General features: G+C 48.0%; 13 protein-coding genes and 2 tRNA genes. 10 read left to right on the plus strand and 5 right to left on the minus strand.

Going from position 1 to position 13,362, the window contains the following annotated elements; translation table 11 throughout:
* Positions 1-7 precede the first annotated feature (7 nt).
* Together EYB58_RS13375 and EYB58_RS13380 are read left to right on the plus strand one after the other, a co-directional pair.
* Entirely contained in the window at positions 8-703 is a 696-nt protein-coding gene (locus EYB58_RS13375) for a DUF554 domain-containing protein (RefSeq protein WP_111958821.1), read from the plus strand.
* A gap of 4 nt (positions 704-707) precedes the next feature.
* Positions 708-1,370, plus strand: coding sequence for an endonuclease III domain-containing protein (locus EYB58_RS13380; RefSeq protein ID WP_111958823.1), 663 nt, complete (start codon positions 708-710; stop codon positions 1,368-1,370).
* A gap of 68 nt (positions 1,371-1,438) precedes the next feature.
* Here EYB58_RS13380 and EYB58_RS13385 read toward each other — a convergent pair whose 3' ends face one another.
* Entirely contained in the window at positions 1,439-2,350 is a 912-nt protein-coding gene (locus EYB58_RS13385; RefSeq protein ID WP_111958825.1) for a proline dehydrogenase family protein, read from the minus strand.
* A gap of 195 nt (positions 2,351-2,545) precedes the next feature.
* Between EYB58_RS13385 and EYB58_RS13390 the strand changes: the two genes are divergently transcribed.
* The 4 genes from EYB58_RS13390 to EYB58_RS13405 are packed head-to-tail and all read left to right on the plus strand — an operon-like array spanning position 2,546 to position 7,572.
* Positions 2,546-2,878: a hypothetical protein gene (locus EYB58_RS13390; RefSeq protein WP_111958827.1), complete on the plus strand. Its 333-nt coding sequence runs from the start codon at positions 2,546-2,548 to the stop codon at positions 2,876-2,878.
* A gap of 19 nt (positions 2,879-2,897) precedes the next feature.
* Positions 2,898-4,550, plus strand: coding sequence for a ribonuclease J (locus EYB58_RS13395; RefSeq protein ID WP_111958829.1), 1,653 nt, complete (start codon positions 2,898-2,900; stop codon positions 4,548-4,550).
* A complete protein-coding gene (locus EYB58_RS13400; RefSeq protein ID WP_111958831.1) occupies positions 4,547-6,940 on the plus strand; it encodes a DNA translocase FtsK in 2,394 nt (797 codons plus the stop codon). Before EYB58_RS13395 ends, EYB58_RS13400 begins: the two co-directional genes overlap by 4 nt.
* A complete protein-coding gene (locus EYB58_RS13405; RefSeq protein ID WP_111958833.1) occupies positions 6,937-7,572 on the plus strand; it encodes a class I SAM-dependent methyltransferase in 636 nt (211 codons plus the stop codon). The genes EYB58_RS13400 and EYB58_RS13405 overlap by 4 nt, the downstream gene beginning before the upstream one ends.
* Here EYB58_RS13405 and EYB58_RS13410 read toward each other — a convergent pair.
* The 4 genes from EYB58_RS13410 to EYB58_RS13425 form a co-directional block, all read right to left on the minus strand.
* Positions 7,569-8,606, minus strand: coding sequence for a ChaN family lipoprotein (locus EYB58_RS13410; RefSeq protein WP_242637357.1), 1,038 nt, complete (start codon positions 8,604-8,606; stop codon positions 7,569-7,571). The two genes, EYB58_RS13405 and EYB58_RS13410, sit on opposite strands and share 4 nt — an antisense overlap.
* 35 nt (positions 8,607-8,641) lie before the next feature.
* Complete coding sequence (locus EYB58_RS13415; protein ID WP_111958837.1) at positions 8,642-9,430, minus strand: TIGR00266 family protein; 789 nt, start codon at positions 9,428-9,430, stop codon at positions 8,642-8,644.
* 313 nt (positions 9,431-9,743) lie between these two features.
* A tRNA-Ser gene (locus EYB58_RS13420) sits at positions 9,744-9,835 on the minus strand.
* Between the two features lie 13 nt (positions 9,836-9,848).
* Positions 9,849-9,936, minus strand: a tRNA-Ser gene (locus EYB58_RS13425).
* A 150-nt stretch (positions 9,937-10,086) separates the two neighbouring features.
* Between EYB58_RS13425 and EYB58_RS13430 the strand changes: the two genes are divergently transcribed.
* The 4 genes from EYB58_RS13430 to gatC are packed head-to-tail and all read left to right on the plus strand — an operon-like array spanning position 10,087 to position 13,339.
* Entirely contained in the window at positions 10,087-10,539 is a 453-nt protein-coding gene (locus EYB58_RS13430; RefSeq protein WP_111958839.1) for a hypothetical protein, read from the plus strand.
* A 6-nt stretch (positions 10,540-10,545) separates the two neighbouring features.
* Entirely contained in the window at positions 10,546-12,231 is a 1,686-nt protein-coding gene (gene argS, locus EYB58_RS13435) for an arginine--tRNA ligase (RefSeq protein ID WP_111958841.1), read from the plus strand.
* 59 nt (positions 12,232-12,290) lie between these two features.
* Positions 12,291-13,049, plus strand: a complete 759-nt coding sequence (locus tag EYB58_RS13440; protein WP_111958843.1) for an SPOR domain-containing protein — start codon at positions 12,291-12,293, stop codon at positions 13,047-13,049.
* Positions 13,050-13,051: 2 nt separating this feature from the next.
* The gene (gatC, locus tag EYB58_RS13445) at positions 13,052-13,339 is read left to right on the plus strand and encodes an Asp-tRNA(Asn)/Glu-tRNA(Gln) amidotransferase subunit GatC (protein ID WP_111958845.1); all 288 of its coding nucleotides are present in this window, start codon (positions 13,052-13,054) and stop codon (positions 13,337-13,339) included.
* Positions 13,340-13,362: the final 23 nt, after the last annotated feature.

Genomic DNA, 13,362 nt, shown 5'->3' on the forward strand with positions numbered 1-13,362 from the left:
CTTAATTATGCTGGGAACTATTGTAAATACCCTTGCCATTCTGGTGGGTACAACCATTGGCATGCTGTGTCGAAACGGTATTCCTGAAAAGTACAATATCACCGTTCTCCAGGCCATTGCCCTGTCCGTCATTCTCATCGGACTGAAAAGTGCCTTGGGCTGCCCGGATATTCTGGTGATCATCATCAGCCTTGCCGTTGGTGCCATTATCGGTGAGTTTTTAGCCATTGAAGCGCATCTGAAAAACCTTGGGGATTTTCTGGAAAAAAAACTCACGGATCCAAACACCTCAACCCCTTCCATGTCCACGGCCTTTGTTACGGCGTCCCTTTTATTCTGCGTTGGCTCCATGGCCATTGTGGGCTCCCTTGAAAGCGGGCTTGCAGGCAACCATGACACCTTGTTTGCCAAATCCTTTTTAGATGGTGTCACTTCTATTATCCTGACCGCATCTTTAGGGATCGGGGTGGGGCTTTCCGCCGGGGCTGTTCTGGTTTACCAGGGCGCCATAACCCTTGCCGCGGGATTCATAAAACCCTATCTGATTCCTTCGGTGGTCAGCCAGATGTCCGGGGCAGGGGGGCTGCTCATCGCAGCCATTGGATTGAACATGCTCCGGGAAAAAAAGATTGCCGTGGGTAACATGCTGCCGGCCATATTTCTTCCGTTGATCTATTATTTTGCCACAACCCTGGTCAAGTAATGTTATGGCCATTGATATTGCCTTTTTTCTTGGGACGCTAAGTCAGGAAGTTGAAACCTATCAGGTGCCGGTGGTGGATCTGATTGCCGTCCAGACCCGGTCTGCCTTTAAAGTGCTTGTGGCCACGATTTTGTCCGCAAGAACCAAGGATGAGGTGACGGCGGTTGCCGCACAGCGGCTGCTGGAATTGGCCCCGGACCCTGAAGCATTGCGGGCGCTTTCCACTTCTCAGATTCAGAAACTGATTTTTCCCGTGGGATTTTATAAATCCAAAGCCCGATATTTATCAAAATTGCCCGAAGCTCTGGACACCTTCCAGGGACAAGTACCCGATGAGATTGACGCCCTGGTAACGCTTCCGGGGGTAGGGCGTAAAACCGCCAATCTGGTCAGGGCGGTGGCTTTTGACAAGGATGCCATCTGTGTGGACACCCATGTACACCGGATTATGAATATCTGGGGGTATGTGAAAACAAAAACCCCCCTTGATACGGAAAAAGCATTAAGAAAAAAGTTGCCAAAAAAATTCTGGAAAGAAGTGAACCGAATTCTGGTTACCTTTGGCCAGGGCACCTGTCGTCCGGTTGGGCCCCATTGTTACCGATGCGTGCTTGAAGAATACTGTCTTAAAAAAGGGGTGAAGCCGGCAAAACCGCCTAAAAATTAATGAAACCACAATCTGATGGCCCTGCAGGTAAAAAAGAGCCGGTAAGGGCGAGCTTGGCCGGACAGTAGTTATTCCTTATAAAATAACGCCTTAATAATGTGCTTGACCATGGCTGGATTCTCTTTGAGCCTGCGGGTTGAATAACCAAACCATTGTTCTCCAAACGGTACGTAAACCCGCATCCTGTGGCCGTTTTTTACAAGCTCCCGCCGTTTTTTGGGCGTTACGCCGTAGAGCATCTGAAATTCATAGTGTTCTTTTGGTACCTGATATTTGTCGATCAGGTGAAGTGCTCCCTGTATCAGAGGCGTGTCATGGGTTGCAATGGCTGCATCTATCTTGTTTTTCAACATGAATTCAAGGTCTTTAAGAAAGTGGTCATTAATTTCATGGTAATCCTTATATGCAATGTCTGCCGGTTCCACATAGATTCCCTTGACCAGTCTGAAGTTCAACGCTGCATCATCACGACGCAAATCCAGCATGGATTCAAGATCGTTTAGGGTGCGTTTCAGATAAGCCTGGAGCACCAGGCCTATGTTTTGGGGAAATTCCCGTTTGAGCCTGCGGAAAATATCAATGGAATCATCCACACAGGGAGAGTTTTCCATGTCAATGCGGATAAAATTGCCATGGGATGCCGCCTCGGCCGTAAGTTCCCGTATGTATTCAAAACAGATTTTTTTATCGATCAAAAGACCGAACATGGTAGGTTTCAGGGAGTAGTTGGCGTTAATTCCTGCCGCTTCAATGGTGCGGATAAGGGTAAGGTACGCATACCGGTTTTTTGCTGCCTGGGACATGGTTTTGATAAATTCGCCAAGAATGTCCAGGGTCACCATAATATTCTCCCGGTTGAGGGCCTTTGACGCGTTTATGGCGTCCTGACTGGTTTCGCCTGCGATATAGCTTTTTGAAAACTGCCAGATTAATTTGGGCGGGAAATAGGGCAGGGTTCGGCTGATTATTTTATGTAACATATTGTTCTCCTGCTATTTTATTTATGGTTTAACCATTAAACTTTATTCATAGTTCGTTTTGCAACCATTTTAAGGAAAAAGAATGGAACGGGAACATCATTATTTAGGCCCGGGAACCTGCCTGAAAATTAGGCCTTGCCCAAGGCGTTAAGTTCAGGTTGCATAGTTCAAGGCTTTTGTGTTAATTTATTGGGCATGAAACAGTATGTTATAGACGGCTTTACGCTTAAGGATTATACAGCTTTAAAACAGTATTTTGACACGTATCTTGAGGCTGCCACCGTGGGCGGGATTTATTGGCTTGAGCTGGATCCCGATATTTTGACAAAAATCCAGGCAGCTCATAAGGCCTGCGGTCCCCACGTGTTTGCCCTGATGCTGGAAGAGAATGCCTTGTCCTGTGAGTTGTTGGTAAGAATTAAAACCAATATCCGGTGTGATTGTATGGGCTATGCCACGGTTGAGCAGCGTAACTGGCTGGTTGACTGGGCAGACGCCGTTCTTGAAAAGCTGTCCATTTGTATTTGATCGAGTCAGGATAATCTAAATGCTTAAACTCATACCCCTTGGGGGACTTGGCGAAATAGGCCTGAATATGATGGTGGTGGAGTATGATAACGTCATTTTTATTATTGACGCGGGCATCATGTTCCCTGAAGACCATATGCTGGGCGTTGATATTGTTATTCCGGCCATGGATTATCTTCGGGAAAATGTGGATAAAATTCAAGCTATTATTCTAACCCATGCCCATGAAGACCACATTGGGGCCTTGCCCTATCTGTTGCGCGAAATCCGCCTGCCGGTATACGGCACCGCCTTTACTCTGGAGATTGTGCGCAACAAGCTCATTGAATTTGATCTTAATACCCATGTTGATCTCAATCTGGTCAACCCGGGGGAGGTGCTGACCATTGAACCCTTTGACATAGAGTTTATACGAGTCAGCCATTCTACCATTGACGGTGTGGGTATGGCCATCACAACGCCTGAAGGAGTGGTGGTTCACACCGGGGATTTTCGAATCAGCCACTCCGCCGACATCATGAAGAATACCGATATCTCAAGTTTTGCCCGGTTTGGAGAAAAGGGCGTGATGGCACTGCTTTCCGATTCCACCAATGTGGAAGTAGAGGGCTATGCCATGTCTGAACAGGAGGTTGCAAAAAATTTGGGAGAACTGGTTGAAGCCTCTCCCGGACGGGTGATTGTTGCACTTTTTGCTTCCAATGTATTTCGTATCCAGCAAATAATTGATATTGCCAGACACAACAACCGCCGGGTCATATTCAATGGCCGCAGCATGGAGCAGATTACGGATGTGGCCATGCGTTTAGGCTATCTTGAGTGTCCTACGGGGTTGGTGGTGGATATTAAACAGATTCATAAGTTTGAAGACCATGAAGTGGTGATTATCACCACGGGTAGCCAGGGTGAGCCCATGTCTGCCCTGACCCGCATGGCTTCAGGCGTTCACAAGCACATCAATGTCCGCAAAGGGGATACCGTACTTTTATCAAGTAAGCATATCCCGGGTAATGAAAAAGCTATTGCCAGCATTATTAATAAGCTTTACCGAAGGGGCGCTGAAGTGGTCTATTCCAAGATCGCCCGCATTCATGCGTCTGGCCATGCCCACCAGGAAGAGCTTAAGATGATGATCAATCTGACAAAACCTGAATATTTTATCCCTATACATGGTGAATACCGGCATCTTGTGGTGCATGCAAGGCTTGCCGAAAAACTGGGTATGCCCCGCAGTAACGTGATAGTGGCTGAAAACGGACAGGTCATTGCCTTTGACGGGGAAAACGGGGGCAGGATTGAGGAACGAGTACAGACCGGCCGGATTCTTGTGGACGGAAAAGGCATCGGCGATGTGGGCCGTTCCGTGCTCAAAGAACGCCGCGAACTGTCCGAAGGCGGCCTTGTGGTGGTGACCATGATCATTGATGAGGAGACAGGGGTGGTGCTGTACGGACCGGAATTGATTTCCAAAGGGTTTGTATTTGATTCCGCCACAGGCTACCTTGTGGATGATGCCCAGTGTGTAATCCTGGAGATTGTTGAAGAGATTGAAGCCGGGATTGATTCGAGGGTAGAACTGATTCGAAAAAAATTGCAGCGGGCGCTTAAACAGTATTTTGCCTTTGCCATAAACCGCAGACCTTTGATTGTACCCATTATTATTGAAGTATGAAAAAAGAACTGTTCGGCATCTTTTTAATCTTTCTGATTATTCTGACATCGGTAAGCCTTTTTTCATACCATGCTGTCGATCCATGTGTGGGCAATCATTTTTTTACTTTTCCTGACCAAGTGAACAATTTATTCGGCCTGATCGGTGCACATGTTGCCGGACTGTTTATATTTTTGTTCGGTATTGGTGCCCTGTGGGTGCCGTTGATTCTTTGTCTTTTTGGTCTTTGGCTGATCAGAAAAAAACCCCGGAGCGTCATCTGGTTGACCATGGCAGGCGGATTGATCCTGATGATCACCACGGGTAGTTTTTTTTTCCTGTTCAATGAAACCTATGCGTTTTCCGACACCACGATTGTCGCCGGCGGAAAAATAGGGGGCTGGCTTGCAGGGGTTTTGCTTAAATATGCCAATATCACCGGTTGTGTCATCTTCTTATGTTTTTTTGTGCTGCTGGGTATTATGCTGGTTACCGGCATCTCCTTAAACGCGATGCTTAAGGTCGTCTGGGCCTGGCTGGTCCGGTTTTCCCGGATAATTGCACAGGATATGTCCGAGGGTGCAGGATTTTTAAAACAGACCCTGGAAAACAAAAGGCAGGAGAAAAAAGCAGCCGGGCTTGCCCGGGTTGATAAGCTAAAAGCCTTGATCGTCCTGCCAAGGTTCAATGGAAAAAATAATGGGGATGATGTTGAACCGGATATGGGCACGCCCGATTTTTCTTCTGCGCTGGAAACAACCGGGACTGTGATCAAAGAAAATATTGATGACCCCCGACCCCGACCCCGGAATGTCTCTTTTTCTAAAAAAAAATCCGAGCCCGAAAAATCAATGGGTCCCACCATTGTCGCGGTTGAAACCGATGATAAAGAGTATGTGGCAGATCCCATAATAAAAGATATCCGGGAAACGCCCGATTTTGTTCTGCCCGGTTTGTCTTTTCTGGACGAGAAACAAAAAGTCCGCAAGCAAATCGACACGAATGAACTCCAGAACAAGGCAAGTATCTTGAAAAAAAAGTTGGAGGATTTCAATGTCAAGGGGGAGGTGGTGGAAATTCTTCCCGGGCCTGTTATCACCACATTTGAGTATCGTCCGGCGCCCGGCATCAAATTGTCAAAGATCGTAGGACTCTCCGATGACCTTGCCCTTGCCCTTGCCGCTATTTCAATTCGTATTGTGGCGCCTATTCCAGGTCGGGATGTGGTGGGTATTGAGATTCCCAATGAAGAGCGAGAACTTGTAAATTTACGGGAAATGATTGGGTCCAAGGAGTTTGTCCAGTCCAAATCTTTACTGACGCTTGGTCTTGGAAAAGATCTTCTTGGTCAGCCCGTGGCCACAAAAATGGATAAAATGCCCCATCTGCTCATTGCCGGTGCCACAGGGACGGGTAAAAGTGTGGGCTTAAATTCCATGATCATCAGTTTATTGTACAAGGCCACCCCTGATGAGGTCAAGCTGATCATGATTGACCCCAAACGTATTGAACTCTCCGTGTATAATGATATCCCCCATCTAATTACCCCTGTGGTCACGGATATGAAAAAAGCCACCAATGCGCTTTTCTGGGCTGTTCGGGAAATGGAGCGCCGGTACGAGCTGCTGGAATTGTCTGGCCTGAGAAATATCGCACAGTTCAATGAGATGGTTGACGAACGGCTCCGGGATCTTGCACCGGACACCTCGCCCGAGGATATTGTGCTTCCCGGTGGGCTGCCCCTGGAGCGCCTGCCTTTTATTGTGGTGATTGTGGACGAACTCGGGGATCTGATGATGGTGGCCTCCAAGGACGTGGAATATGCTTTGACACGCCTGGCCCAGATGGCCCGGGCCGCGGGTATCCATTTAATCATCGCCACCCAGCGTCCGTCCGCTGACGTGCTCACCGGCACAATTAAAGCGAATTTTCCCACCCGGTTATCTTTTCAGACCTCTTCAAAAATTGACGGCAGGATTATCATTGACCAGGGGGGACCAGAGAGCCTGCTTGGCAACGGAGACATGCTGTTTTGCCCGCCCGGCACAGGAAAGCTCATGCGTATTCAGGGCGCCTTTATTTCCGAAAAAGAGATTTCCCGGATCACCTCTTTTCTTAAAGATCAGCGTCAGCCCAATTACAATGAAGAGGTGACCCAGGGAGACGACGACGGCCAGGAAAAAGTGTTTGACGAATCTGAATATGATGAAAAATATGATGAGGCCGTGGCTCTGATTACCAAAGACCGTCAGGCCTCCATCTCCTATGTCCAGCGTCGGTTGCGAATCGGTTACAACCGGGCTGCCCGGCTCATAGAGATGATGGAACATGAGGGCATTGTCGGACCCCAGATCGGTTCCAAACCCCGGGAAATATTTGTGAAAAGTTATGATGAGGAAAAGATCTCATGACCCAGCCGCTTGATTTTGAATTTTTAAATACCATCAAGGGGTTTATGGATGATGATGAGGCCCTTCGTTTATATGATCTTTCCCTGACTGCCTCCAGGATCGGTCCGGTGCTTGAAATCGGCTCTTATTGCGGGCGGTCCGCTGCTATTATCGGGCCTGCCTGTAAACAGAACGGCGGCATTTTATTTTCCGTAGATCATCATGCTGGCTCCGAAGAACAGCAGCCGGGTGAAGAATATTTTGACCCGGACCTCTACGATGAGAAAACTTCAAGCGTCAATACCTTTCCGTTGTTTCGTTTAACGCTTTCCCGGGCAGGTTTAGAAAACACGGTGGTGCCCATCGTTTGTACCTCAAAAACAGCAGGCCGCATGTGGAAGACACCGCTTTCCATGGTGTTCATTGACGGCGGGCACTCCTTTGAAGCGGCACATACGGATTTTTTGACCTGGGCGCCCCATATTATTCCAGGGGGCTTTTTGGTCATCCATGATATATTTTTTAATCCCGAAGAAGGGGGGCAGCCCCCGCGTCAGATCTACGAAGAGGCCCTGGCAACCGGGAATTATGAAGCGCTTGAGATAACCAAAACATTAGGCGTATTGCGGGTGAAAGATTTAAAGAGTCCCTAAAGTAAATCTGATGGCTTTACCTTTTTTTTGCGGGTTTTCATTTTTTTTAATACCGCTTTAAATTTTTCACACGGGTCGTCATAGGATACCCGCTGGGTGAACCACAGGAAATCTGCAGGGGGAACCGGATCAAATCCTTCAAGGGACAGAGGGGCTAAATAATGCGACAGGTCCGCGGGTTCTCTTTCTATTTCCGTTATGGCCAGATTTGTCTGGGTGACGTTCGGTTTCAGATGATGTACCCGGTCCAAGACACCTAACCCATACTCGGTATGTCCTGTCCCTATTATGATAACAACAGGTCCTGTTTTTCGATCTGCTTTATCACGGTCTTGGGTTTGCACGGCATTGAACAGTTCAACCACGGACAGAGCCATCCGGTCATTGCGCGCCATCCAGGTGTCATATAATCGCTCTGTCATCCGGCCATGATCCATGCCGCAATGGACCGAGACAAAAACCGATTTCATGTACGATTCATAGGCTGTATTTGAAAGTTTTGTGGAAAACAGCTGCTGCAATTCAATGGGGGACAGACCGTCAAGGCCTTTGCGGGTAATCCGGCGCTTCTGGGTGGCGGACAGATCAAGACCTGCGGCAGGAAAGTCATTATCCGCCGCAAGCCTTATAAGATTCCAGTAATAGCCCCACATGGTGTCGGATTGGTTTTCCCAGCCCAGTTTTTCCCTGATTCGTTGCTCAACGGCTTTTTCCATCTTGGGTGAATGCGCTTTTTTCCCGGCATCCACCAGGTTGAGCAGCAATGGGGTATCCTGGTATGAAAAAAATTCAAACCCAAGGATTGGCGCGTACCCCCGGTCAATGAGGGCCTGGATAACCCGGTGCTGGATGGCATGGTGCATGGGATTATCATGCTTTTCGGATAGATAAATTATATCGCTGTGGATAAGCGTATCCATAAGGCCGGCGAAGTGGATGGGTTTCCCGGTGTCCCCTTTGACCAGGGTTCCGATTAACGGATCATCGCGCATGATAATTTTGGACGTTGTGGCACAACCGATAGATAAGCACACTACGCACCCTATTAAAAAATAAATCAGACGTTGCATTAATTTCCGTCCAGCAGGCGTCCAATGCCGCCTAAAACAGATCCTTCACCTTTAGATGAGCCCCCGGCACTTGGCGCATGGCTGATGATGCGGTCTGCCAGACGGGAGAACGGCAGACTTTGCAGATAAACGCTGCCTTGCCCTTCCAGTGTAGCCAGAAATAAACCTTCGCCGCCGAAAAACATGGATTTAAGGCCGCCTGCCCGCTGTATGTCATATTTGATTCCTTGGGAAAAGGCCACAATGCAACCGGTATCCACCATCAGCCTTTCGCCGTTCAGTTCTTTTTTAACGATGGTGCCGCCGGCATGAACAAACGCCATACCGTCACCTTCCAGGCGCTGGAGAATAAAACCTTCGCCACCGAAAAAACCGGCCCCAAGTTTTTGGTTAAAGGTGATGGAAACTTTTGTGCCAAGGGCTGCGCATAAAAATGCATCTTTCTGGCAGATCAGTTGTCCGCCGATGGCGGCCATGTTAATAGGAATAATTTTTCCGGGATAGGGTGCGGAAAAGGCCACTCTTTTTTTGTCATGGGCCTGGTTGGTAAAATGGGTGAGAAACAGGCCTTCACCGGTGATCGCCCGTTTGCCTGCACTAAAGAGCTTACCCATAAGCCCTTTGTCTGCTTCAGAGCCGTCCCCCATTTTTGCCTCAAATTCGATGCCCTGCTCCATCCAGTTCATGGCCCCGGCCTCGGCAATCACGGTTTCGCCAGGATCCAGTTCCACCTCAACAGCCTGCATGTCATCCCCGAAAATTTCGTAATCCACTTCATGGCATTGCATCGTTTACCCCCTTTGACATATTTTGTTGTGGGCACGCTGACGAACGTTCAAGGCGGCCCATGGCCGTTTTATATGAAAGTTCCAATAAGCTACTGAATTACTTTCATGCTTTGTTGTGGGTTGAGCCTCGGTATTGATAGACCACGTCAGCCCATGGCTGTTATAATGAAAAATTCACCTTTTTGGGCGGACATATCAAAATTTTTAATATACAGCGCAGTATATCAGATTTTTTATATGTTTTTCCATTAAAAAGTCATCTAAAAATAAATGGGGTCACAGTAAAATTTAATTTTACTGTGACCCCATTTATTGGCGGAGAAGGAGAGATTCGAACTCTCGGTACAAGTTTCCCCATACACTCGCTTAGCAGGCGAGCACCTTCAGCCACTCGGTCACTTCTCCACAAATTGTTTTTTGGCGGAGGAGGTAGGATTCGAACCCACGAGGCTTTGACACCTAACGGTTTTCAAGACCGCCGCCTTCAGCCGCTCGGCCACTCCTCCGAAATCAACCCGAGTAATATAACATCCCATCGCGGGTGGGTCAATTAAAAAAATATGTTTAATGCCGGGACAGATTTAAATTATTGACACGGGAATTGGTTGGGCTATATTAAGAAGTTTCAAGTTAATGGATGATAACAGGAGAATCCAATGAAACAGAAAATCAGGTTTGAAAAAAATATCAAGGACAATATACTGACTGTTCTTGAATCTGCCGAGGTGGATCCCGGTGTAGTTTTGCTTTTGCATGAAGAAGACTATGACCTTGACGCCATCAGTGCAGCGTGCAAAGAGGGGCTTGATGCATTTCTTGCCGTATTTCGCCGTCGCAGTTTTTTCCCTACCCGGGATTTGTCCGAAAAATTATTTGAAAATGCCGTTGGATTTTTTGCCGATCCTGAATCGGATAAAATGGTGATCGATTTTAATGATATTGACACATTGCCCGGGGAAGAGGATTTTACCCTTGAAGATGATGATGTAGAACTGGATAAACTATTAGATGAAGATGGGGACACCAAGGAAGACGAGATGAAAGAAATTGATTCCGAGGACGATACCCCTAAATTCACCCCTGAAGATACCTCTGAACACGAGAATTAATTTTTTATGAAAACAAAAATTAGAACCATGGTCCTGGATGCAGCCCGTACTTCCTTCGAAAAGGGTTTACTGCCTTCGAACCAGGTGCCGGAATTTGAGGTTGAAACCCCTAAACATGAAGGCCAGGGCGATTTTTCAGCCAATTTTGCCATGGTGTCGGCAAAATTGCAGAAGATGGCCCCGGCAAAAATTGCCAAAAGTCTTGTTGAGGTCATGTCCGATAGTGCCCACACCCCTTTGGGTTCGGTACTGGAAAAAATAGAGGTGGCAGGACCCGGATTCATCAATTTCTTTTTATCCCCCGGGGCCTGGCACCCAGTGGTGGACCAAGTGCTGAACCAGGACACAACCTTTGGCGCTTCAGACATGGGCCGTGGGGCACGTGTCCAAGTTGAATTTGTATCGGCCAATCCCACGGGTCCCCTTCACGTGGGGCACGGCCGGGGGGCTGCTGTGGGGGATGCCGTCGGCAATATCCTCTCCTTTGCAGGCTTTGAGGTCCAAAAGGAATATTATATCAATGACTCCGGCCGCCAGATCAGAACCCTTGGCACATCGGTGTGGCTGCGCCTGCAACAGATGCAGGGAAAAACTGTGGATTTTCCCCAGGACTGCTACCAGGGCGATTATATCCGCGACATTGCCCAAGAGGTGCTTGATGCCCAGGGAAAAGACCTTGCTGATACCGATGAAAAACAGGGTATTGAGATCTGTGCACGATTTGCCGCCGGTAAAATTTTAGCCGGTATCCGGTCTGATTTAGATGATTTCGGTGTCCGGTTTGACAATTGGTTCAGCGAGCAAAGCCTTTATGACTCAGGCCGGGTCCAGGCAGCCATTGAAACCTTTAAAGAAAAAGATCTGATTTACCAAAAAGACGGAGCCCTTTGGTTTCGCACGGAAAAATTTGGGGATGAAAAGGACCGGGTGGTGGTGCGCAACAACGGACTGACCACTTATTTTGCATCGGACATCGCCTACCATGATGAAAAATACGAGCGCGGGTTTGACCGTGTCATTGATGTCTGGGGGGCGGATCACCATGGCTATATCAAGCGTATTGATGCGGCAGTGGTGGCCACGGGACGAAAGAGCGAACAATTTGATGTGATTCTGGTTCAGCTGGTCAATTTACTGCGGGATGGGAAACCCGTGCAGATGTCCACCCGGGCAGGAGAGTTTGTGACGCTTAAGGATATTGTGGACGAGGTGGGCAAGGATGCCGCGCGGTTCATGTTTTTAAGCCGCAGTTATGATTCAGGTCTTGAGTTTGATCTTGAACTGGCTAAAAAGAAGAGTGCTGATAATCCTGTCTATTATGTGCAGTACGTGCATGCCCGGATTACCGGGATTTTAAACAAGGCAAAGGATGAAGGCCTCATTGACCAGACAGATTTCAAAGTCGGTATGAATCTTGAAAAACTTGTGACCGAAGAGGAACTCAATCTGATCAAGCAGGTTGCAGGTTTCCGGGAACAGGTGGAAAAAAGTGCGGCAGCCCTTCACCCCCATGTTATTTTTACCTATTTGATGACCCTTGCATCGGCTTTTCATGCCTATTACAATCAGCATAAGGTTATCATGGACGACAAGCCGCTTTGCCTGGCCAGGCTTTCCCTGGTTCTGGCGGTTAAAAAAGTGATCCGTAACGGGTTGGGGCTTTTAGGGGTGTCTGCCCCTGAAAGAATGTAGGAGGGTTTAATATTCGTGGTGTTGGGACATATGGCCGGTATTTTTTAATCGGAATCTGGATGTTTGGTCTTGGACTGTTTGTGGGCAGAGGATCAAGCCCGGTACTGTTTGAAACCCGGCCTTTCCAGGAGTACCTTGGTCGAATGCTCAGTGAACTTTCTGCCAAATTTCCTGAAAAGGGAAAAGTAGATCTTAAATTTTATGATGTCCTTGATGAACCGGTGTACTCTCCGGTTAAAGGAACAGCAGATGATTCCGGGGAAATTACCCCGGGGCCGGAAACCGGGGAAAAAACTTCGATGAATCCGGCACCGTACAATTCCCAGGCTGAAGATATCCCTGTCAAGCGCAGTAGAAAACTGGCCACCTGGAATAAGGCTGGTCAGGGTTATGACAATGCTACTGCCCCGGCACCGCCAGCTAAAAAGAGTGCTTCGGTAAAAACATATAAAAAAGCCGCTGAAAAACAAACCGTGACCCAATCTGCCCCCAAGGTTTTAAAGTCAAAAACCCAAGCAGGTAAAAAAACAGATGCGGTACCCCAAAAAACTAAACCGGATACCGGGAAAGCACCGGCACCTGCCCATGGTGGATACACCATTCAGGTTGCGTCATATAAAAATTTAAATGATGCTCTGGCCCAGATGGTTCTTTTAAATAAAAAGGGGATTACCGCCTATCGGGCCAGTGTGAAGATCGACGGAAAGACCTGGTACCGGGTCCGAACCGGCTCTTTTGCCAATTATGAAGCGGCCAGGACCGGTCTGGTAAAGCTTGCCGGTTCAGGTGTTAACGGCATGGTCATCAAAAAGGAATAAAAATGAAAATATCACAGCAGGAAGTGGAAAAAATGGCCCATCTGGCCCGGCTGGATGTGGATGATGAACTTAAGAAAACCCTGGCAGGACAGCTCAGTGATATACTTGATTATATTGATGCCCTCAAGGACGTGGATGTTGAGGGGGTGATACCGGCATCCGGGGCGGCATTTATGAACAATGTGCTCAGGGAAGACGAGGAAAAACCGTCCCCGGGTCCGGATGTAACCTTGGCGAATGCACCGGAACGTGACCAGGACTTCTATGTGGTGCCAAGAGTGGTGAAGTAGTTCAAATAGACAAGAGCGTAAGG

The organism is Desulfobacter hydrogenophilus, assembly GCF_004319545.1.
GTDB classification, from domain to species: domain Bacteria; phylum Desulfobacterota; class Desulfobacteria; order Desulfobacterales; family Desulfobacteraceae; genus Desulfobacter; species Desulfobacter hydrogenophilus.